This window comes from Variovorax sp. V93 (assembly GCF_041154485.1).
GTDB lineage: Bacteria > Pseudomonadota > Gammaproteobacteria > Burkholderiales > Burkholderiaceae_C > Variovorax > Variovorax beijingensis_A.
This window is the reverse complement of sequence record NZ_AP028669.1, coordinates 4,674,796-4,695,643: the sequence shown is the minus strand read 5'-3', so window position 1 is coordinate 4,695,643 and position 20,848 is coordinate 4,674,796. Positions and strand designations below refer to the sequence as shown.

General features: G+C 68.2%; 23 protein-coding genes. 9 read left to right on the top strand and 14 right to left on the bottom strand.

Going from position 1 to position 20,848, the window contains the following annotated elements; translation table 11 throughout:
* Both rpsI and erpA read left to right on the top strand, forming a co-directional pair.
* The gene (gene rpsI / locus ACAM54_RS22320; protein ID WP_015867438.1) at positions 1-393 is read left to right on the top strand and encodes a 30S ribosomal protein S9; all 393 of its coding nucleotides are present in this window, start codon (positions 1-3) and stop codon (positions 391-393) included.
* 177 nt (positions 394-570) lie between these two features.
* Positions 571-936, top strand: coding sequence for an iron-sulfur cluster insertion protein ErpA (erpA, locus tag ACAM54_RS22315; protein ID WP_007827949.1), 366 nt, complete (start codon positions 571-573; stop codon positions 934-936).
* Positions 937-1,041: 105 nt separating this feature from the next.
* Here the strand turns inward: erpA and ACAM54_RS22310 are convergent, their stop codons facing one another.
* Both ACAM54_RS22310 and ACAM54_RS22305 read right to left on the bottom strand, forming a co-directional pair.
* On the bottom strand, positions 1,042-2,169 hold the full coding sequence (locus tag ACAM54_RS22310; protein WP_369648950.1) for an anhydro-N-acetylmuramic acid kinase: 1,128 nt from the start codon (positions 2,167-2,169) through the stop codon (positions 1,042-1,044).
* Between the two features lie 29 nt (positions 2,170-2,198).
* On the bottom strand, positions 2,199-3,539 hold the full coding sequence (locus tag ACAM54_RS22305; RefSeq protein ID WP_145740013.1) for a M23 family metallopeptidase: 1,341 nt from the start codon (positions 3,537-3,539) through the stop codon (positions 2,199-2,201).
* Positions 3,540-3,696: 157 nt separating this feature from the next.
* On the opposite strand from ACAM54_RS22305, the gene tyrS reads away from it, so the two are divergent.
* The gene (gene tyrS, locus ACAM54_RS22300; protein WP_192322365.1) at positions 3,697-4,929 is read left to right on the top strand and encodes a tyrosine--tRNA ligase; all 1,233 of its coding nucleotides are present in this window, start codon (positions 3,697-3,699) and stop codon (positions 4,927-4,929) included.
* Positions 4,930-4,967: 38 nt separating this feature from the next.
* On the opposite strand, the gene ACAM54_RS22295 is transcribed toward tyrS, so the two are convergent.
* Positions 4,968-5,585, bottom strand: a complete 618-nt coding sequence (locus ACAM54_RS22295) for an OmpA family protein (RefSeq protein ID WP_369648949.1) — start codon at positions 5,583-5,585, stop codon at positions 4,968-4,970.
* Complete coding sequence (locus tag ACAM54_RS22290; RefSeq protein WP_145740018.1) at positions 5,582-6,076, bottom strand: FecR domain-containing protein; 495 nt, start codon at positions 6,074-6,076, stop codon at positions 5,582-5,584. The genes ACAM54_RS22295 and ACAM54_RS22290 overlap by 4 nt, the downstream gene beginning before the upstream one ends.
* Before the next feature lie 140 nt (positions 6,077-6,216).
* Between ACAM54_RS22290 and ACAM54_RS22285 the strand changes: the two genes are divergently transcribed.
* The gene (locus tag ACAM54_RS22285) at positions 6,217-7,131 is read left to right on the top strand and encodes a cation diffusion facilitator family transporter (RefSeq protein WP_186454108.1); all 915 of its coding nucleotides are present in this window, start codon (positions 6,217-6,219) and stop codon (positions 7,129-7,131) included.
* The gene (gene dtd, locus ACAM54_RS22280; RefSeq protein ID WP_145740021.1) at positions 7,128-7,568 is read left to right on the top strand and encodes a D-aminoacyl-tRNA deacylase; all 441 of its coding nucleotides are present in this window, start codon (positions 7,128-7,130) and stop codon (positions 7,566-7,568) included. The genes ACAM54_RS22285 and dtd overlap by 4 nt, the downstream gene beginning before the upstream one ends.
* A gap of 15 nt (positions 7,569-7,583) precedes the next feature.
* On the opposite strand, the gene ybeY is transcribed toward dtd, so the two are convergent.
* Together ybeY and ACAM54_RS22270 are read right to left on the bottom strand one after the other, a co-directional pair.
* A complete protein-coding gene (gene ybeY, locus ACAM54_RS22275) occupies positions 7,584-8,042 on the bottom strand; it encodes an rRNA maturation RNase YbeY (RefSeq protein ID WP_369648948.1) in 459 nt (152 codons plus the stop codon).
* 1 nt (position 8,043) lies between these two features.
* Entirely contained in the window at positions 8,044-8,985 is a 942-nt protein-coding gene (locus ACAM54_RS22270; RefSeq protein ID WP_145740024.1) for a PhoH family protein, read from the bottom strand.
* 169 nt (positions 8,986-9,154) lie between these two features.
* On the opposite strand from ACAM54_RS22270, the gene ruvA reads away from it, so the two are divergent.
* Complete coding sequence (gene ruvA / locus ACAM54_RS22265) at positions 9,155-9,727, top strand: Holliday junction branch migration protein RuvA (protein ID WP_124958725.1); 573 nt, start codon at positions 9,155-9,157, stop codon at positions 9,725-9,727.
* Positions 9,728-9,741: 14 nt separating this feature from the next.
* Here the strand turns inward: ruvA and ACAM54_RS22260 are convergent, their stop codons facing one another.
* The 7 genes from ACAM54_RS22260 to ACAM54_RS22230 form a co-directional block, all read right to left on the bottom strand.
* Positions 9,742-10,368, bottom strand: a complete 627-nt coding sequence (locus ACAM54_RS22260) for a YdeI family protein (protein WP_369648947.1) — start codon at positions 10,366-10,368, stop codon at positions 9,742-9,744.
* Positions 10,365-11,318 carry a phosphatidate cytidylyltransferase gene (locus ACAM54_RS22255; protein WP_369648946.1) on the bottom strand — a complete coding sequence of 318 codons (954 nt, stop codon included), beginning with the start codon at positions 11,316-11,318 and terminating at the stop codon, positions 10,365-10,367. The genes ACAM54_RS22260 and ACAM54_RS22255 overlap by 4 nt, the downstream gene beginning before the upstream one ends.
* 121 nt (positions 11,319-11,439) lie before the next feature.
* Positions 11,440-12,132, bottom strand: coding sequence for a lysophospholipid acyltransferase family protein (locus ACAM54_RS22250; RefSeq protein WP_369648945.1), 693 nt, complete (start codon positions 12,130-12,132; stop codon positions 11,440-11,442).
* Positions 12,129-12,569 (bottom strand): hypothetical protein, encoded by a 441-nt coding sequence (locus ACAM54_RS22245; protein WP_369648944.1) that lies wholly within the window; start codon positions 12,567-12,569, stop codon positions 12,129-12,131. The genes ACAM54_RS22250 and ACAM54_RS22245 overlap by 4 nt, the downstream gene beginning before the upstream one ends.
* Entirely contained in the window at positions 12,562-13,911 is a 1,350-nt protein-coding gene (locus tag ACAM54_RS22240) for a phosphatase PAP2/dual specificity phosphatase family protein (RefSeq protein WP_369648943.1), read from the bottom strand. Before ACAM54_RS22240 ends, ACAM54_RS22245 begins: the two co-directional genes overlap by 8 nt.
* Positions 13,912-13,930: 19 nt before the next feature.
* The gene (locus ACAM54_RS22235) at positions 13,931-15,700 is read right to left on the bottom strand and encodes a bifunctional alpha/beta hydrolase/class I SAM-dependent methyltransferase (protein ID WP_369648942.1); all 1,770 of its coding nucleotides are present in this window, start codon (positions 15,698-15,700) and stop codon (positions 13,931-13,933) included.
* Between the two features lie 42 nt (positions 15,701-15,742).
* Positions 15,743-16,345, bottom strand: a complete 603-nt coding sequence (locus ACAM54_RS22230) for a CDP-alcohol phosphatidyltransferase family protein (RefSeq protein ID WP_369648941.1) — start codon at positions 16,343-16,345, stop codon at positions 15,743-15,745.
* Between the two features lie 82 nt (positions 16,346-16,427).
* On the opposite strand from ACAM54_RS22230, the gene ruvB reads away from it, so the two are divergent.
* The 3 genes from ruvB (at position 16,428) to ACAM54_RS22215 (ending at position 19,541) form a co-directional block, all read left to right on the top strand.
* Complete coding sequence (ruvB, locus tag ACAM54_RS22225) at positions 16,428-17,492, top strand: Holliday junction branch migration DNA helicase RuvB (RefSeq protein WP_145740036.1); 1,065 nt, start codon at positions 16,428-16,430, stop codon at positions 17,490-17,492.
* Positions 17,493-17,498: 6 nt separating this feature from the next.
* Positions 17,499-18,467, top strand: a complete 969-nt coding sequence (gene dmeF / locus ACAM54_RS22220) for a CDF family Co(II)/Ni(II) efflux transporter DmeF (protein ID WP_369648940.1) — start codon at positions 17,499-17,501, stop codon at positions 18,465-18,467.
* Positions 18,468-18,671: 204 nt separating this feature from the next.
* The gene (locus ACAM54_RS22215; RefSeq protein WP_369648939.1) at positions 18,672-19,541 is read left to right on the top strand and encodes a UDP-2,3-diacylglucosamine diphosphatase; all 870 of its coding nucleotides are present in this window, start codon (positions 18,672-18,674) and stop codon (positions 19,539-19,541) included.
* A gap of 17 nt (positions 19,542-19,558) precedes the next feature.
* On the opposite strand, the gene ACAM54_RS22210 is transcribed toward ACAM54_RS22215, so the two are convergent.
* The gene (locus ACAM54_RS22210; RefSeq protein ID WP_192322369.1) at positions 19,559-20,848 is read right to left on the bottom strand and encodes a c-type cytochrome; all 1,290 of its coding nucleotides are present in this window, start codon (positions 20,846-20,848) and stop codon (positions 19,559-19,561) included.

Below are 20,848 nucleotides of genomic sequence, written 5' to 3'. Positions count from 1 at the left end.
ATGATTGGTGAATGGAACAATGGCACCGGCCGTCGCAAATCGAGCGTCGCCCGTGTGTTTCTGAAAAAGGGCACCGGCAAGATCACGGTCAACGGCAAGGACATCCAAGAGTTCTTCGGCCGCGAAACCTCGATCATGATTGCCAAGCAGCCCCTGGTGCTGACCAACAACCTCGAAGCATTCGATGTCATGGTCAACGTCAACGGCGGCGGTGAATCGGGCCAGGCCGGCGCAACGCGCCACGGCATCACCCGTGCGCTGATCGACTACGACGCAAGCCTCAAGCCGGTGCTGAGCCAGGCCGGCTACGTCACGCGCGATGCACGTGAAGTCGAGCGTAAGAAGGTCGGTCTGCACTCTGCACGCCGCCGCAAGCAGTTCAGCAAGCGCTGATACTGTTCGCTACGGACAAGAGCCGCCTTCGGGCGGCTTTTTCATTGCCGCGGCTGGCGGACGTGTGTTCGACCCCACTTGCATTGGGTGCTCGCCGCCAACTGCCAACCAAGAATGCGGCATTGCAGTAGCATTGGTCCATTGGCCGCATGTCCGGCCCTCCAGGAGTTATCCCACATGAGCGCTGTTGCCGAAAACATCCAGACCCAGATGCCCGAACCGATCGTCTTCACCGACAGCGCGGCTGCCAAGGTGGCCGACCTGATCGCCGAAGAGGGCAATCCCGATCTCAAGCTGCGCGTGTTCGTGCAGGGCGGTGGGTGCTCGGGCTTCCAGTATGGTTTCACCTTCGATGAAATCACCAATGAAGACGACACCACCATGACCAAGAACGGCGTGTCGCTGCTGATCGACGCCATGAGCTACCAGTACCTGGTCGGCGCCGAGATCGACTACAAGGAAGACCTGCAGGGCGCCCAGTTCGTGATCAAGAACCCGAACGCCACCAGCACCTGCGGCTGCGGATCGAGCTTCTCGGCTTGATGCCCGGCCCAGCATTCGATCTTTAGAAGAAAGCCGCCTTCGGGCGGCTTTTTGCTGCCCGCTGCAACGGCCATGAACGCCAATGAGCCTCGGCGGGCCGACCGGTCAGGCGGGGTAGATCGCCCCGAGCACGCGGCCGCCTCTTGCGCCGGTCACGCTGGCCAGGTTGCCGGCTTCGCGGCGTACCGTGCTGCGGGCCAGCCAGGCAAAGGCCGCGGCCTCGACCTGCAGCGGGGGCAGGCCATGTGCCGTGGAGGCGGCCACTTCCACGCCGGGCAAATGCGCGCGCAGGCGCTCGAGCAGATGATCGTTCAGCGCCCCGCCACCGCAGACGATCAGCAGTTTGCTATCGTTTCCGTAGCGAAAAACGTCCGCTGCGCATACGCTGGCGGTAAACTCGGTCAGGGTGGCCTGCACGTCGGCGGGCGCCGCGCCGGCAGCCGGGCCCAGGCGGGCCGAAAGCCACGCGGGATTGAACAGGTCGCGCCCGGTGCTCTTGGGAGGCGCCTTCGCAAAATACGGATCGGCCTGCAGCCGCGCGAGCAGGTCGGGCAGCACCCGTCCACTGGCGGCCCATTGCCCGCCGCGGTCGAAGGGCTGGCCGGTATGGAGCTGGCTCCAGTGATCCATCAGGGCATTGCCGGGGCCGCAGTCGAAGCCCAGCACCGCCGGCTCTCCCGGCGCGTCGGCCGCGGGCAGCAGGCTCAGGTTGGAAATGCCGCCGATATTCAGCACCGCCACGGGTTCGCCAGCGCGTGCGAACAGCGCACGGTGGAAGGCGGGCACCAGCGGCGCGCCCTGTCCACCCGCGGCCAGGTCGCGGCTTCGGAAATCCGCGACCACGTCGATGCCGGTCAGCTCGGCCAGCAGCGAGGGGTTGTTGATCTGCAGGGTGTAGCCGACGCCGTCGAACTCGGTGGGCCGATGGCGCACCGTCTGCCCGTGCGCGCCGAGGGCCGTCACCTGGCTGGCAGGAGTGCCGCTGTCCGCCAGCAGCTGGCTGGCGACGCCAGCATAGATGCGGGCCAGGCCATTGCCGGCCAGCGCGGCACGATGGAGTTCGTTGTCGCCGGGGCTGTTGAGCGCCATCAGCTCGGCGCGCAAGGCGGCGGGAAAAGGCGCCGTGGCATAGGCCCGCACGGCGATGCGGCCATTCGCGAAATCGGCCAGCACGCCATCGACCCCGTCGAGCGAGGTGCCCGACATCAGGCCGATGAACAGTTCGGCGGCCATCTCGATGGGAAGGCGAGCCGCGCCGGGGCTCAGTCCGCGCTGGCCTGGATGACCGAGAACGCGGCCGCCAGCTCGGTGCGTGCGCCGACTGCAATGCGCTCGAAGGCCGGGCGCAGGGACGCAGTGATGGGGGCGCCGCCCTCCTGGGCGATGGAGGTCGGGTCCTGGTACTCGCCGTTCACGCGGAACTCGAAGTGCAGGTGAGGGCCCGTGGCCCAACCGGTGGAACCCACGGCGCCGATCGTCTGGCCCTGGGTGATGCTTTCGCCGGCCTTGACGTTGATGCGGCTCAGGTGGGCGTAGGCCGTCTGCTGGTTGTTGCGGTGCTTGATGATGACGATGTTGCCGTAGCCGTTCTGGGTGCCGGCGAAATCGACCGTGCCGTCGCCGACGCTGCGCACCGCGGTGCCCGTGGGGGCCGCGAAGTCGATGCCGTTGTGCTGGCGCCAGCTGTTGAGGATCGGATGCATGCGCATCGCGAAGCCGCTCGACACGCGCGAGAACTCGACCGGCGAGCTCAGGTAGGCCTTGCGCAGGCTATCGCCATTCGGGCGGTAATAGCTGCCCTTTTGGCCCGGGGGCTGGAACCAGACGGCCTGGTGCACCTTGCCGCCGCTCTCGAACTCGGCCGAGAGCACGCGGCCGCTGCGCAGCGCCTGGCCGTCGGCCTCGAAGGTTTCGTAGACCACGGCGAAGCGGTCGCCCTTGCGCAGCGCGCGCACGTCGACGTCGCCCGCAAAGATGTCGGCCAGCTGGCTGGCCACCGCGTCGGGCACGCGGGAGTCGTCGGTGGCGGCGAACAGCGAGGTGCGGATGACGCCGCTGGCCAGGCGCGTGCCCGGCGTCAGCGTGTCGCGCTCGGTGAGCGCCACGAAGCCGACCGGCGTGCGCTCGATGACGAAACGCTTGAAGCCGCCGTCGCCATCGGGAATCCAGCGGGCGCTCAGCTTCTTGAGCTGGTTTTCCTGCGTGGCTTCGGCCGTGACGGTGCGCCCGGCGCGGGCGAACAGGGCGTTGCGGGCCTCGCTGCTGCCGCGCACGAAGGCGGTGGCGGCAGGGTCGGAAATGCCCAGGCGCTTCAGCAGGGCCTCGGCCGTGTCGCTGGAGCGCGTGATGTCGGTGCGAAACAGCGTGAAGCTGAAGTTTTCCAGCGATTCGCTCTGTTCGGCGAAAGACAGCGGAGCGGTCGCTTCGAGGATCTGCTGCACCGGGAGGTCGGAGGCGTCGGGGCCCAGGGAGGCCACTGCCAGGGTTCCGGCGCTCAGCAAGGCAGCCGCGATGGCTGCGGTGATCTGCTTGGGATAGGTCCGGAACGTATAGGCCACGCGAGAAGCCAAAAGCTCCTCGGCGGCGAGAATGCCGTTGATCAAACTATGAATTCCAGCTCAGGTTCTGCAAATCCGCGCTGCAAAGCCCAGGACGGACAGGGCGGCAGGGCGGTGCGGAAAAAGCGCCGCTTAGAATTCGGCGCTAGAAAAGTCGGGCTGAGTATAGCTTCGGCAACCTGAAAATCAGCTAAAAAAGCCTATGAATGCCGAATCTGTTACATCCACAAGCCTCTCGGATGGTGTAAGACGAGCGCTCGAAATATCGCTCCGGGGCACCGACGAGCTGCTGCCGCAGGATGAATGGGTGCGCAAGCTGCAGCGCTCGGAAGCCACTGGGACGCCGCTGCGCATCAAACTGGGGCTCGATCCGACCGCTCCCGACATCCACATCGGCCACACCGTGGTGCTCAACAAGATGCGGCAGCTGCAGGATCTGGGGCACCGGGTCATCTTCCTGATCGGCGACTTCACGACCACCATCGGCGACCCCTCGGGCCGCAACAGCACCCGACCGCCGCTCACCCGGGAGCAGATCGAAGCCAACGCCCAGACCTACTACCGGCAGGCCAGCCTGGTGCTGGACCCCGAAAAAACCGAAATCCGCTACAACTCCGAGTGGAGCGACCCGCTGGGCGCCCGCGGCATGATCCAGCTGGCCGCCAAGTACACCGTGGCGCGGATGATGGAGCGCGACGACTTCAACAAGCGCTTCAAGGCCGGCCAGTCGATCTCGGTGCACGAATTCCTCTACCCGCTGATGCAGGGCTACGACTCGGTGGCCTTGAAGAGCGACCTCGAGCTGGGCGGCACCGACCAGAAGTTCAACCTGCTCGTCGGCCGGCATCTCCAGCAGGAATACGGCCAGGAACCGCAGTGCATACTCACTATGCCGCTGCTGGAAGGGCTCGATGGCGTCGAGAAGATGTCCAAGAGCAAGAACAACTACATCGGCATCAGCGAGGACGCCAACACCATGTTCGCCAAGGTGCTGTCGATCTCCGACGAGCTGATGTGGCGCTGGTACACGCTGCTGAGCTTCCAGTCGCTCGCGCAGATCGAGGCGCTCAAGGCCGAGATCGCGGCCGGCCGCAACCCCAAGGATGCGAAGGTGGCGCTGGCCAAGGAAATCACCGCGCGCTTCCACAGCGCGGCGGCGGCCGAGGCGGCGGAACAGGATTTCATCAACCGCAGCAAGGGCGGCGTGCCCGACGACATTCCCGAGCTGTCGCTGGCCGGAGCGCCACTGGGCATTGCGCAGCTGCTCAAGCAGGCCGGCCTTGCGCCCTCGGCCTCCGAAGGCAATCGGCTGATCGATGGCGGCGGCGTGCGCGTCGACTCCGTGGTGGTCAGCGACAAGGCGCTCAAGCTGCCCGCGGGCCGCTACGTGGTGCAGGTCGGCAAGCGCAAGTTCGCGCGCGTGACCCTCGGCTGAGGGGGGCGGCAGCGCGGCGAGCGCCGCGCGCCTGGCCGTCAGCGGACTTCGATGGTGACGCGCCGGTTGCGCGGCTCGTCCACTTCATCCGCGGTGGGTACCGCGAGCTCGCGCTCGCCGCGCCCCACGGCCTCGATGCGCCTGGCCGGGAACTGCCGTTCGATGAAGAGCTGCACCACTTCCTGCGCGCGCCGCTGCGAGAGCATGTCGTTCTGCTCGAGCGCGCCCTTGGTGTCGGTGTGCCCGGTCACCACGATATCGCTGCCGCTGCGGGTTTGCGCGGCAATCAGCGCCTCGTTCATGACCTGCTGCGACGCGGGCGTGAGCGTGGTGCCGCCAACCTCGAAATACACGGTGTAGCGCTGCGGCGCCGGCGGCCGCATGTCGAACAGGACCTTGTGGTCCGCTTGCACCTTGGCCGGGTCGGCCTGGTCGACCACCGGCGCACCGGAGGCGCCGATGGCGGCGGTTGCACGCTGGTAGGGCCTGGAAAGGACTTCCTCGCCGTCCTTCGCGCGCACGATCACGGCGGAAGGCTTGTCGTCCGCCTGCGGCAGCAGCACCACGCGGGTGCCTGGCGCCGAACATGCGGCCAGCAGTGCCGCGGCCAGTGCGGCAATGGAAAGAAGGCTCCGATTCGTCGTCGCCTTCCTCATGGCTGCCCGTCGGTCTGCACGATGAAGTCGGTTCCGCGGATGCCGATGGTGGCGGTTTGCGTCTCCACCCGTATCGCGTCGGGATTGGTCTTGCCGATCAGGCCGGTGATCATGCGCATGGAGCCGCGCAGCAGCGAGACGAGCACGCCGCCTTCGTGCGTGGTGGCATTGAAGTGGAATTCCTTCAGGTCCAGCCGCGACGAAGGCCCGACCACCAGCGTCGTGTCGTCGCGCAGGACCACCGAGGCGGATGAGTCGGGACCGGTCACGATGCGGTCCACGGCAGCCAGCGCATCGCCTGCGTTGGCTGCGCGGAGCGTGCCGGCGGTGCTGAGCAGCTGCACGTTGCCCCGCACCGATTTCACGAACCCCGCCTGGGGTTCCGCAGCGGGGATGGCGCCCGCAGGACGCGAAGGCGCCTGCGCTTGAGCCAACGCCGCTGCGCCCCAGAAGGCGAAGCCTCCCACGGCGATCAGGAATTTTTTCATCATCACTCTTCTGCGAATGTCTCGCGGTGCCACAAATATTAAATACATGGAGTCGGCAGATGGAGGCCGCGCTCGATAATTCGATCGCGGATGCGGACCTTTGCCGCATTCTTGCCGACTTTTATCGCCTACGCCTTCCCTGCATGACTTTCACGCCCAAGACGCTGCTTCGTGTTTCCGTGGCGGTTGCGCTCGTCACCATCCTGCTCAAGGGCCTGGCGGGCTATGTGACCAACTCGATGGGCTTGATCTCCGATGCGATGGAGTCCTTCGTCAACCTTGCGAGCGCGATGTTTGCACTGGGCATGGTGACCATCGCCTCGCGGCCGGCCGACGAGGACCATCCCTACGGCCACCACAAGGCCGAGTACTTTTCGTCGGGCTTCGAGGGCATCCTGATCGTCGGCGCCGCCGCCGCCATCCTCTGGGTCTCGGTGCAGCGGCTGCTTGCGCCGCAGCCGCTGGAGCAGCTGGGCTGGGGGCTCGGGCTCTCGGTGGTCAGTTCGGGCTTCAACGCGGCCCTGGCTTTTGCGCTGTTCCGCGCCGCGCGAACGCACCGCTCGATTGCGCTCGAAGCCGATGCGCGGCACCTGATGACCGACGTGTGGACCTCGGCCGGGGTGGTGGTCGGCATCGTGGCCGTGCACTTCAGCGGCTGGCTCTGGCTCGATCCGGTGCTGGCCATTGGCGTGGCGCTCAACATCGTGCGCGAAGGCGTCAGGCTGGTATGGCGCTCGTCGCAGGGGCTGATGGACGAGGCCCTCGACGCCGAAACCATTGCCACGCTGCGCACCACGCTCGACCAGTTTGCCGCACGCATGCCGGAAGGCACGCGCATGCGCTTCGACGACATGGTGACGCGGCGCGCAGGTCAGCGCCGCTTCGCCGACCTGCACATGCATGTGCCCGGCGAGTGGACGCTGCAGCATGCCGCCGCGATGCGCGACGAACTGGAACAGGCGCTGATGGACGCCGTGCCGGGCCTGCGCGTGACCATCCAGCTGCTGCCCCTGGGCATGGAAGCCCGCGGCCCGCGGATCGAGGAAGAAGCGGTATGAAAGCCGTCGTGCAGCGCGTGGCCAGCGCGCGTGTCGACATCGCCGGGCAGACTGTCGGCGCCATTGGCGCCGGCCTGCTCGTGCTGCTGTGCGCCGAGCGCGGCGATGCCGATGCGATGGCCGACCGCATGCTGGCCAAGCTCTTGAAGCTGCGCATCTTTTCGGACGAGGCGGGCAAGATGAACCGCAGCGTGCAGGACATCGGCGGCGGCCTGCTCGTGGTGAGCCAGTTCACGCTGGCCGCCGACGTGAGCGGCGGCAACCGGCCCAGCTTCACGCAGGCGGCGGCGCCCGACGAGGGGCGGCGGCTCTACGACTATTTCGTGGACCGGGCCCGCGCCGCGCATCCGGTGGTGGCCACCGGGGAGTTCGGCGCCGACATGCAGGTTCACCTGGTCAACGACGGGCCGGTCACCATCCCGCTGCAGATGGCGTAGCGCCGCGCGCGGGCCTCAGCGGCCGTACGGATTGCGGATGCCGAGGCCCGCGAGGATCTCGATCTCGCGCGCTTCCATGGCCTCGGCGTCGGCCTCGCCGGTCTCGTGGTCCCAGCCCTGCGCGTGCAGCGTGCCGTGGACCAGCAGGTGCGCGTAGTGGGCGGCCAGGGTCTTGCGCTGTTCCTTCGCCTCGCTCGCGACCACCGGCGCGCACAGCACCAGGTCGGCCATCACCATCGGACTCTGGGTGTAGTCGAAGGTCAGCACGTTGGTGGCGTAGTCCTTGCCGCGGAACTCGCGGTTCAGGCGCTGGCCTTCCTCGGCATCGACGATGCGCACCGTGATCTCGCCGTCGATCTCGAGCGCATGGCGGATCCAGCGTGTGACGCCGTGGCGCGGCAGCGCGGCGCGGTGCCGTTCGACGCCCTTGAAGCGCGCAAACTGCAGCGAAAGGGAAAGTGCGGGCAGCGCCATTTCAATGCGCTCCGGCGCGCTTGCGTTGCCCGTCGTAGGCATCGACGATCTTGGCCACCAGCGGATGCCGCACCACGTCGGCGCTGGTGAAGTGCGTGATCGAAATGCCGTTCACGCGCCTGAGCACGCGCTCGGCATCGATCAGCCCGCTCAGCTGCTGCTTGGGCAGGTCGATCTGGCTCACGTCGCCGGTTACCACCGCCTTGGCGCCGAAGCCGATGCGCGTGAGGAACATCTTCATCTGCTCGACCGTGGTGTTCTGCGCTTCGTCGAGGATGACGAAGGCGTTGTTCAGCGTGCGTCCGCGCATGAAGGCCAGCGGTGCGATCTCGAGCGCATTGCGTTCGAAGGCCTTCTGCACCTTCTCGAAGCCCATGAGGTCGTAGAGCGCGTCGTACAGCGGGCGCAGGTAGGGGTCGACCTTCTGCGTCAGGTCGCCCGGGAGGAAGCCGAGCCGCTCGCCCGCTTCCACAGCCGGGCGCGTGAGCACGATGCGCTGCACCGCGGCACGCTCGAGCGCATCGACCGCGCAGGCCACGGCCAGATAGGTCTTGCCGGTGCCGGCCGGGCCGATGCCGAAGGTGATGTCGTGCTTGGCGATGTTGTCGAGGTACAGCGCCTGCGTGGGCGTGCGCGCGCGCAGGTCGGCGCGGCGGGTGACGAGCAGGGCCGCGTCCTCGTCGCTCATCGAGCCGTCGCCCGCGAGCGTGAGCTGCACCACGGCCGGATCGATCGGGCGCTGAGCGATCTCGTACAGCGCCTGCAGCACGTCCATTGCGCGCTGCGCGGAGGCCTTGGGCCCATCGACCTTGAACTGCTCGTGGCGGTGCGCGATCTTCACGCCCAGCGCCTCCTCGATGCGGCGCAGGTGCGCGTCCAGCGGGCCGCACAGGTGGCCCAGGCGCGAGTTGTTGGGCGGGGTAAAGGTGTGTCGCAGAATCACGCGGTATCCATTTCCATCTTTTTGGCAGCCCTATGCAAGACCAGCCATGCTCGAAAAAACGCAATCCAAAGCGGGGAACACCGCGGAACCGGCTTTGCCGGGCCGCCGGTGTTGCCCCCTTGAGGGGGGAGGCGGCTACACGAAGTGAGCAAGCAACGGGGGTGGGCCAATGATAGGCAAACTCACCGGCATCCTGGCCGAACGCAACCCACCGCAGGTGGTGGTGGACTGCAACGGCGTCGGTTACGAGGTCGATGTGCCGATGAGCACGTTCTACAACCTGCCCGGCACCGGAGAGCGCGTTTCGCTGCTCACGCACTTCGTGGTGCGCGAGGACGCGCAGATTCTCTACGGTTTCGGCACCGCCGAGGAGCGTGCGGCCTTTCGGCAACTCATCAAGATCACCGGCGTGGGCCCGCGCACCGCGCTCGGCCTGCTGTCGGGCATGAGCGTGGGCGAGCTGTCGCAGGCGATCACGACGCAGGAGCTCGGCCGGCTGGTGAAGATCCCGGGCATCGGCAAGAAGACCGCCGAGCGGCTGCTGCTCGAACTCAAGGGCAAGCTGGGCGCCGACATCGGCCTGCCCGCGCATGCGGCCACCGACGCGCAGGCCGACATCCTGCAGGCGCTGGTCGCGCTGGGCTACAGCGACAAGGAGGCCGCGCTGGCGCTCAAGGCGCTGCCCAAGGACGCGACGGTGAGCGAGGGGATCAAGCTGGCGCTGAAGGCGTTGGCGAAATAAGGCGCCGGACCCGCTCAGGGGTGGATCTTCTCGCCCTTCGCGAGCATTTCCACGAACTGCGCAATGCGCTTCGCCCGCGTCTCGGGCTTTTTCGCGCCCTGCGTGCGGAACAGCACCGCATAGCGGTTGCGCGAATCGAGCGTGGCGAAGAAGGCGGCGGCCTTGGGGTTGGCGTCGAGCGCGGCCTGCAGGTCAGGCGGCACGGTGGCGACGCTCTGGGCATCGTAGGCCGCATGCCAGCGGCCGTCGGCTCGGGCGCGCTCCACTTCGGCCAGGCCGGCGGGCTGCATGCGGCCTTGGTCGATCAGCTCCAGGGCCTTGTCGCGGTTGATCTTCGACCAGGTGCTGCGCGGCGTGCGCGGGGTGAAGCGCTGCAGGAAATACTGCGCATCCTCGCCCTTGCGCTGGCCATCGATCCAGCCCCAGCACAGCGCCTCTTCAAGCGCCGCGGGGTGGTCGATGGAGGCGATGCCGCTGCCCTTCTTCGCGATGCGCAGCCACACGCCGGCGGCAGTGGCATGGTGGCGCTTGAGCCAGCGCTCCCATGCGGCGGCGCTGCTGCATTCGATGGGCGTGTCGTGCGGAACGCGCTGCTCGGCGGCTGCGGGCTTTCTCGTGCGCGTGCTGCTGCCTGTGCTCATGGCACCCACCAGTAGCGCAATGCGTGGAAGTAGATCGGCGCCGCGAAGATCACCGAGTCGAGCCGGTCGAGCATGCCGCCGTGGCCCTCGATCATCGAGCCCCAGTCCTTCACGCCGCGGTCGCGCTTGATGGCCGACATCACGAGTCCGCCGAAGAATCCCATGAGGCAGATGGTGAGCGCCATCAGCGCGGCCTGCCACGGGTTGAACGGCGTGGCCCAGTAGAGCGCGGCGCCCAGCGCCGTGGCGCTGGCCACGCCGCCGACCAGGCCTTCCCAGGTCTTGGAGGGCGAGAGCTCGGGCGCCACCTTGCGCTTGCCGAAGAGCTTGCCCCACACGTACTGCAGCACGTCGCTGCCCTGCACCACGATCACGAGAAACGCGATCAGCAGCAGGTTGCGGCCCTCGAAACCGGGGATCTGCAGTGTGAGCAGCGCGGGCACGTGGCTGATGCAGAACACGCACACCATCAGTCCCCATTGGATCTTCGAGGTGCGCTCCAGGAAGCGCTGCGTGTCGCCGCCCACGGCCGCGAGGATCGGCAGCACCAGAAAGGCGTAGACCGGAATGAAGATCGAATAGAGCCCGTACCAGTCGATCCACACCAGGAAATACTGCACCGGCAGCCCGATGTAGAAGGCGGCCACAATCGCATGATGGTCGCCGCGCCGCGTGTAGGCCAGGCTGATGAACTCGCGCAGCGCATAGAACGAGATCAGGTAGAACAGCACGATCACGCCGCCCTTGCCGAACGCAAAGGCCAGGCCGATCACCGCCACCATCACCCACCATGCGTTGACGCGCGCATTGAGGTTGTCGATCACCGAGTTCGGCTGCCCCGCCGCCACGCGCCACTTGAGCAGCGCGCCGATGGCCGAGGCGAGGATCAGCACGCCGGCCACGCCGCCGAACAGTTGCAGCGTGGTCTGGGTGGAAGGGGAGATGTTCATATGGACGTTTCGTCTGAACTGTTCGCGGAACACCGCGAAACCGGCTTTGCCGGGCCGCTGGTGTTGCCCCCGGCGAGGGGGTTGGCGAAGCGACACGAAGTGCGCGAAGACTGGGGGTGGTTCATGTTTCGCGGTCGTATTCGGGGCGCAGGTCGAGCATGGCGGCGCGCGCGCGGGCGATGAAGGCATTCTTGTCTTCGCCTTCTTCGAGCCGGATCGGCGTGCCGTAGCGCACCGTGCAGGCCAGCGGAATCGGCACCAGCGTGCCCTTGGGCAGCACGCGCTTGAGATTCTCGATCCACACCGGCACCAGCCGCACATTGGGGCAGGCGCGCGCCAGGTGGAAGAGGCCGCTCTTGAGCGGCAGCAGGATCTCGTCGCCGGTGTTGCGCGTGCCCTCGGGGAACATGATGAGCGAGTCGCCGCCGTCCAGCGCCTCCTTCATCTGCTCGACCGGGTTCTCGCCCTGGCCCGAGCCGTCGCGCCGGATCATCAGTGCGTTGAACACGTCGGCACCGATGAACTGGCGCAGCTTCGAGGCGTTCCAGTAGTCCTGCCCGGCCACCGGCCGCGTGAGCGCGCGCAGGTCCGGCGGCAGCGTGGCCCACAACAGCACGAAGTCGCCGTGGCTCGTGTGGTTGGCGAAGTAGAGCGTCTGCTCGGCCTTGGGCGTGGTGCCGCTCCAGATGGCGCGCACGCCGGTCAACAGGCCGGCCGCACCGATGATCAGCTTGCCCGCGACCACGGCCAGCGCGCGGCGCAGCACCGTGCTTTCGGGGCGGTGGTCTTTTTTGTTGTCGTCTTCTTCGGTCAAGAGAGGTCCTGTGTCATCAAGGCAAGAAGGAACATCGCGCTCTGGCAGGCGACCACGATGGCATGCCGCTGCAGGAGCTGGCGGGTGCCCTGCACGCGATCCTCGAGCGGGCGCAGGGCCTTCGACGCCTCCGCATTGCGCAGACCGAGCCGGTCGAGCGCGGTGTCGAGCGCGTCCAGCGATGCGATGGCGCTGCGCGCCAGGTCGGCGAACAGCGCCTGGTCGAAGCGCAGCCTGAATGCGAAATAGCGCTCGAGCGCACCCAGCACCAGCACCGCGCCAAACCCCATCGCGGCCGTGCTCGACAGCGAGCGCAGTGTGAGCGCGAGCACCAGCGCCGCAATGCACGTGAGCGCGAAGCCCCACACCGCCAGCACCGCCGCGGCGCGCAGCAACGCGGCCAGCGAGGCGCAGGTGGCGCGTTCGTTGTCAGTCATGGGGTGGTGCTCCCGAAGCGGCGGTGCCCAATGGCTCGAGCGACATCCGCCACGCATGCCGCAGCACGATCTGCGGACGCGCAAGGCGCACGGCAGCCTCGGCCTGCGCCAGTCCGCCCACCGCACCGTAGCGGCCCAGCCAGGCGATCACGGCGGCGGCGCTGCGCGAAAAGCCCAGCGCGCAGCAGACCCATACAGGCGCGCCGTCGGCGTTGCGGCGCTGACCCTCGATGACCGCGGCCGCGCGCTGCAGCCGCACGGTCGGCGGCACGGTCAGGTCGAGCATCGGCACGCAGCGCGCGTGCGGCACGCCGGCCGGCACCTGCAGCTCGGCGCACAGGCTCACGAGACGGGGCCGGCCGGCGGCAATCCATTCGGCGCGCGTGGGCCGCCGGCCGAGCAAGAGGCCCGGCACCACTTCGACGAAAGCCGGCAGCCTGCGCGTCCAGAGCCATGCGTTGACGGCCGCGCCCAGGCGATAGGGCGCGAGCAGCCAGCGCGCCGCCCAGCCCATGCGGCCCCGGCCGTTCATCTGGAAGCCGCGCGCGCCAAAGCCGATGTAGTTGAGTGCCACCAGCGCCAGCGAGGCCGAAGGCCACGCGAGCCACAGCGCAGCGCCGCCCAACTGCGTGGCCACCGCGAGGAACAGCGCGGTGCCCACGGCGTAGAAGCCCGCGAGCTTCCAGCGCTGCGCATCGCGTGTGCAGCGCCAGGCGCGCGGCATCGAAACCGTGCGCTCCAGCGGCCATAGCCAGACGCAGAACAGTCCGAGCAGCGCGCCGGTCGGAATGTCGATGAAATGGTGCTGCCAAGTCGTGAGCACCGAGGCACAGATCGCGAACGCCCACACATGCAGCACCAGCCTGGCCCACGCGGCGCGCAGGAACTGCCGGTACCAATCCCAAAGGATCACCGCCAGCGCGATGTGCAGCGACGGCGCCTGGTTGTAGGGCTGGTCGAAGCCGCGCAGCGCGTTGAACAGGAAGGCCGGCGCGCCCTCGACCGCCGGCTGCCCGAAGCTGAAATGCAGCGGCCAGATCACGAAGCAGGTGCAGGCGATGAGTGTTGCGCTCACGAGCCGCAGGGCATGCCGGTCGAGCGTGTGCCTGCTGCGCGCAAGGAACAGCGAGAGCGCGTAGAAGACGTTGATCGTCCAGTACGGAAAGATCGTCCAGGCCCAGAAGGGCAGCTGCCGCTCCCATTCGAAGGCCATCGAGGGCACCTGCGCGCGCGTGGTGGCCCACCAGTTGGCCAGGCCGTAGGTCGCATAGAACAACGGCCCCAGGAACACGAGCCAGGCGGTGGCGCGCTTCCAGGGCCGTTGTGCGAGCCGGGGTTTCATCTGGCGCGCAGCCTCGGGCTCACCCGACCCTCACCGCGAGCGAGACGGTGAAGATGCCCCACTCGTCGATGCGCTGGTCGATCTTGCGGAAGCCCGCTTCCTCCACCAGCTGGTCCATCTCGGCCTGCGTGCGGCGGCGCATCACCCAGGCTTCGCCCTGGCGATGGCTGGTGAGTGCGCGCGCAATCATCTCGAGCTGCGGATGCCAGGGCTGGCCGGTGTATACGAGGTAGCCGCGGTCTTCCACCGCATCGCCCACGCCCGCGAGCGAGCGCCGCACCATCTCGTTGTCGGGGAACAGCTCGTAGAGGCCCGACACCACCGCGAGCGTAGGGCGCGGCGTCACGGTGGCCAGGCTGAGGCGGTCGAAGGCGTCGGCCTGCACGAACTGCGCCACGTCTTCCAGGCCCTTCTCGGCGATCAGCGCGCGGCCGTCGCGCACGTTGATGTCGCTGTAGTCGCGCAGCAGGATCGAGCCGGCCTTGACGGGGCTCGCGAGCACCGCGTCGAGCACGTAGCGGCCATGGCCGGCCGCGATGTCCATCACGCGCACCTCGCGGTGCATCTCGGCCAGGCGCTCCATGGCGATGCGGATCAGCTCCTCGACGTGGATCTTGCGCTGCCGGATGCCGCGCCAGCCGATCGAATCCAGGTAGGTCCGGTCGATGGTGCGGCCCAGCGCACCCTTGCCCTGCGGTTCGTTGCGGTAGACGTAGTCGAGCGTGCTGCCCGAGTCGAAGCCGGTGTCGTGCCCGAGCTTCACGCCGCGCGAAAGCATGCCGCCCAGGCGCAGGCCGGCGCGCGTCAGCCCCCAGTAGGCGCCGCGTGGCGAGAGCGGCGCCAGCGGCTCGGCCAGCGCACGCGACTCGTCGGCGGTGTTGCCACCCAGGTGCGCGGCGCGCAGGTCGACCGGTGCCGGCGGCTGGTCGAACAGCTGCAGGATGAACTCGCGGATGGCCTGCACCGCCGGCGCGCGGTCCTTCTCGCCCAGCGTGTCGTGGAAGAAGCCCGGCAGCTCGAGCTTGGTCTTCACGGCGCTGCCCAGGCGCTCGAAGAACTGGTGCTGCGGCTTGTGGTGCACCACCCAGTCCGATCCCGAAACCAGCAGCTGCACCGGCAGCGTGATGGCGTTGGCGTCGGCCACCACGCGGTCGGCGGCTTCGTACAGGCCGAGCAGGATGTTGACCGCGATCGGCCGCGAGATCAGCGGATCGCTCTCGTAGCTTGCGATGCGCTCGGGGTCGTGCGTGAGGAACTTCGCCTTCACGTAGCTGTTGACGAAGAACAGGCCGCGCAGCCTGTGCATCAGCGCGAGGCCGGCGCGCGCAAAGGGCACGTAGAGCTTCACCTTGAAGGCCGGCGAGGCCAGCGTGAGCCCGCGCACCTTGGGCGCGTAGTCGTGCGCCCAGGTGGAGACCAGCACGGCCCCCACGCTCTGCGCAATCACGTGGATGTCGTGCTCCGCCACGCCGTGCGTGCTGCCGATGTGCTGGACGAAGGTCTGCACGTCGCGCACCGAGGTGGCAAAGCTCGGGCTGTAGCCGCGCTGGCCCGGCGAGCGGCCGTGGCCGCGCGCGTCCCACGCGAAGAAGTCGAAGTCGGGCAGGTCGAGTTCGTCGACCAGGTGCGCCATGCGCGCGCCGTGCTCGTGGCCGCGGTGGAACAGCACGATCGCGCCGCGGCGCGTGGCGCCGGTGGCCGGCCAGTGCCGGTAGAAGAGCGATTCGCCGTCGTGCGTGCGGAACTGGCGCTCCTGCGGAATGCGTTGCTGGGTGTTGTTGTCGGTCATCGGATCCCTGTGGCTATTTCTCTGTGTTCGTCGTGCGCGGGTTTACGGCGCCTCGGCCAGCGCGCGGCGGACGCGGTTGACCACCGTCCAGGCCACGAGCACCGCGGCAAGCGGCATCAGCCACGCCGCCCAGCCCGGCAGCGGCCAGCCCAGCGCCACATAGAGGCCGAGCGCGCCGAACACGAAGGCGCGGTCGCTCTTGCCGAGCGGCCCGTCGTAGCGGCGCGAGGCCCCCACCGTGGGGCCCAGCGCGCCCGCGAATTCGCAGAGGCCCGCCAGCACGATCACCGTGCCGACCCAGAACGGGCTGAACGGCTGCACCAGCGCAAACGGCAGGTACAGCGCGGCGTCGGAGACCACGTCGGTCAGTTCGTTGAGGAAGGCCCCGAGCCTGCTCTGCTGGCCGTGCTCGCGTGCCAGCATGCCGTCGATGGCGTTGAACGTCATGCGCACGAACATCCAGGCCGGGATGAGCCCGAAGGCGGCCATCGACGGCGCCGCAAAGAAAAGCCAGAGCCCGAGGACGACCGAAACCGCGCACGCGGCCAGCGTGACCTGGTTGGCGGTGACGCCCAGGGCATGCAGGCGCCCGACGAGCGGCCGCAGCAGCCCCTGGAACCGGGGTTTCAGTTCGTAGATCGACACCCTTGGCTTCCCCTCGTTTGTTATATGGCCGAAGCATTCTGCCAGTGTGGCAGGCACTAAACTCAAGCCGAAGACCCCCAAAATGACCATCCAGACCGACGACTTCGCGCCCGCTCCCCCACGCGTGGTGTCCGCCGCCCCCGCTTCACCCCAGGAAGAGGCCATCGAGCGGGCGCTGCGCCCCAAGCTGCTGGACGAATACGTGGGCCAGGCCAAGGTGCGCGAGCAGCTCGAGATCTTCATCGGCGCGGCGCGCAAGCGCAAGGAAGCGCTCGACCACGTGCTGCTGTTCGGCCCGCCCGGCCTGGGCAAGACCACGCTGTCGCACATCATCGCGGCCGAGCTGGGCGTGAACCTGCGCCAGACCTCCGGGCCGGTGCTCGAAAAGCCCAAGGACCTGGCGGCGCTGCTGACCAACCTGGAGCCCAACGATGTGCTCTTCATCGACGAGATCCATCGCCTGAGCCCCGTGGTCGAGGAAATCCTCTACCCCGCGCTGGAGGACTACCAGATCGACATCATGATCGGCGAAGGCCCCGCGGCGCGCAGCATCAAGCTCGACCTGCAGCCCTTCACGCTGGTGGGCGCCACCACCCGCGCCGGCATGCTCACCAACCCGCTGCGCGACCGCTTCGGCATCGTGGCGCGGCTGGAGTTCTACACGCCCGAGGAACTGGCGCGCATCGTGCGGCGCAGCGCCGGCCTGCTCAAGGTGGACACCGACGCGGCCGGCGGCTTCGAGATCGCGCGCCGCTCGCGCGGCACGCCGCGCATCGCCAACCGCCTGCTGCGGCGCGTGCGCGACTACGCCGAGGTCAAGGGCAACGGCCGCATCACCGAGGACATCGCGCACAAGGCGCTCGCCATGCTCGACGTCGACCCGCAGGGCTTCGACCTGATGGACCGCAAGCTGCTCGAAGCCGTCATCCATCGCTTCGACGGCGGCCCGGTGGGCCTGGACAACGTGGCGGCCAGCATCGGCGAGGAGCGCGACACGATCGAGGACGTGATCGAGCCCTACCTGATCCAGCAGGGCTACCTGCAGCGCACGCCGCGTGGGCGCATCGCCACGCTGGCGGCCTACCGCCACCTGGGTGTGACGCCGCCTTCGAGCCGGTCCGACGGACAGGACCTCTTTGGAGTCTGACAACCCATGCATACCCATGACCTGAGTGCCTGGCAGCACGACCATCACTTCGGCGCCGGCAACGAATCGGCCGAGCGCAGCACCCGCCTCGTGATGTGGATCACCGCCGCAATGATGGTGGTCGAGATCGGTGCCGGCTGGTGGTTCAACTCCATGGCGCTGCTGGCCGACGGCTGGCACATGAGCTCGCACGCGCTGGCCATCGGCCTGAGCGCCTTCGCCTATGCGGCCGCGCGGCGCTACGCGCGCGATCCGCGCTTTGCCTTCGGCACCTGGAAGATCGAGGTGCTGGGCGGTTTTGCGAGCGCGCTGATGCTGCTCGGCGTGGCGGTACTGATGGTGGTGGGCTCGATCGAGCGGCTGCTCTCGCCCTCGGCCATCCACTACCGCGAAGCCGTGGCGGTGGCCGTGCTCGGGCTGGTGGTCAACCTGGTCTGCGCGCGGCTGCTGGGGTCGGCGCACCATCACGGGCATGGGCACGACCATGGCCATGGCCATGCGCACCATCATCACGACGACCATGGCCACGCGCACGGACATGACCTGAACCTGCGCTCGGCCTACCTGCACGTGGTGGCCGATGCCGCCACCTCGGTGCTGGCCATCGGCGCGCTGCTCGGCGGCTGGTTCTTCGGCTGGTCCTGGCTCGACCCGGTGATGGGCATCGTCGGCGCGGTGCTGGTGGCCGTGTGGGCCAAGAGCCTGCTCAAGGAAACCGGCAAGGTGCTGCTCGACCGCGAGATGGACCATCCCGTGACGGCCGAGATCCGCGAAGGCGTCGAAACGATGCTGGCCGATTCGGAAACCCGCGTGTCCGACCTGCACGTGTGGCGCGTGGGCCGCGAGGCCTATGCCTGCGCGCTCACGGTGGTGACGCACTCGCCCACGCTCACGGCCGACGAGGTGCGGGCCTGCTTCTCGATGCACGAGGAAATCCGCCACTCGACCGTGGAGGTCCAGCGCTGCGCGGACTGAGCCGGTCTTGCTCCTTCCCCCGCCGGGGGAAGGTTGGGATGGGGGCAGGCAGAGGGTGCCCAGTGGCGGCGCCGCTGGCCCCCCACCCCGGCCCTCCCCCGGCAGGGGAGGGAGAAACGCGAAGTCAAACGCCCGGCCACACGTCACCGGAACGTCACGGCAACGCCATCATGCGGTCACGCGTTGGTGGGAGCCTACCCGTCCATGCAACGCGACGATGCTTTCCTGCGCGCATGGCGCGACACCGCGACCCGGGCCCCCGAGCCGGAGGACGAGGATCTTGCGCGCCCGCCGCTGCGCTGCCGCACCCTCTGGATCTCCGACCTGCACCTGGGCACCCCCGGCTGCCAGGCCCGCGCGCTGCTCGATTTCCTGAAGCACACCGAGTGCGAGACCCTGTTCCTGGTCGGCGACATCATCGACGGCTGGCAGCTCAAGCGGAACTGGTACTGGCCGCAGGCGCACAACGACGTGATCCAGAAGCTGCTGCGCAAGGCGCGCAAGGGCACGCGCGTGATCTTCATTCCGGGCAACCACGACGAGTTCGCGCGCAAGTACCTGAACCACAACTTCGGCGGCATCGACGTGGCCGAGGAATGGATCCACGAGACCGCCGACGGCCGCAAGCTCTGGATCATCCACGGCGACCTCTTCGACGGCGTGATCCAGTGCGCCAAGTGGCTCGCGCACGTGGGCGATTCGCTCTATGAATTCACGCTCAAGCTCAACCGCCACCTGAACTCGCTGCGCGCACGCATGGGACTGCCGTACTGGTCGCTTTCCAAGTACCTCAAGGGCAAGGTCAAGCGCGCCGTGAGCTACGTGGGCGACTTCGAGAACGCCGTGGCGCGCGAGGCCCGCAAGCGCGGCGTGCAGGGCGTGGTCTGCGGCCACATCCACCATGCCGAGATGCGCGACATCGACGGCATCCTCTACTGCAACGACGGCGACTGGGTCGAGAGCCTCACGGCGCTGGCCGAGCATGCCGACGGCACGCTGGAGATCATCGACTGGGCGCAGCACATGCCGGTGCCGGCCAAAGCGGGCGCGCAGAGCCAGCCTGTGGCGGCCTGAGCGGGCCTGCCAGTCCTTCAGCGCCGCATCGTGTCGAGCTGCGTCACGGGCGGGCTGTCATTGCCCCACGATCCGCGGATGAAGGTGAGCACCGCGGCCACGTCGGCCGCATCGAGCACTTGCCCGAACGGCGGCATGCCATAGGGCCGCGGATTGCCAGCGGTGGAGGGCAGGTAGCCGCCGTGGGCGATCACCTGGATCAGGTTGGTCGTCTGTGCCATGTTCACGGCGCGGTTGCCCGCCAGCGGCGGAAAGGCGCCCGGCGCGCCCTGGCCCTGGTCGCCGTGGCAGTAGGCGCATTGCTGGTCGTAGATTTTGGCGCCGCGGGCCATGGTGCCGGCATCGCGGCGCGTGGACGCGGCTGCCGTGCGCACGGGCGCCGCAGGTTGCGCCGGCACGCCGGGCAGGTCTTTCAGGTAGCTGGCCATCGCGGCCAGGTCGGCCTCGCTCAGGTACTGCGTGCTGCGAAAGACCACGTCGGCCATCGGCCCCATGACCGAGCCGCGCGGCGCAACGCCGTTCTTGAGCAGCGCGACCACGTCGCCCGTCGGCCAATCGGCCACGCCGGCCTGGTGCGGGTCGGCAAGCGATGGCGCATACCAGTTCTCCACCGCGATCAGCCCGCCTGAGAGGCCCAGCTTCGCCTGCGTTGCGCCGAGCGAATCGCGGCTGCCGTGGCAGGCGATGCAATGGCCCAGCCCGCCGACCAGGTAGGCGCCGCGGTTCCATTCGGCCGGCTTGCCCGCGTTGGCCACGAAAGCCTCGGGCTTGAAGGAGAGCGCCCGCCAGACCGCAAGTGCGGCCTGCGTGTCGTAGGGAAAGCGCAGCCGATGCGCCAGGTTGGGCACGGGCGCGGGCGGCACGTTGCGCAGGTAGGCGTAGATGGCATCCGAGTCTTCGCGCGTGACCTGCGTGAAGTTCGGATAGGGGAAGGCGGGGTACAGCAGGCGGCCGTCCTTGCTGCGGCCGTTGTGCATCGCGCGCCAGAAGTGCGCGCTGCTCCAGCTGCCGATGCCGTTCTGCGCGTCGGGCGTGAGATTGCTCGAATACACGGTGCCGAAGGGCGTCTCGATCGGCAGCCCGCCGGCATAGGGCTGGCCGCCGCGCGTGGTGTGGCAGCCGGCGCAATTGCCGGCCAGCGCAAGGTAGCGCCCGCGTTCGACCAGCTGCGGCGTGGCGTTGAAGGCTTCGGCCTGTTCGGGCAGCGGGTCTTCGCCGCGCAGGTTCAGCGCGACGATGCCGCCGGCCGCCGCACCCAGCAGCAGCACGAGAATCAACAGCGTCCAGCCGAGATGTCGCATCTTCAT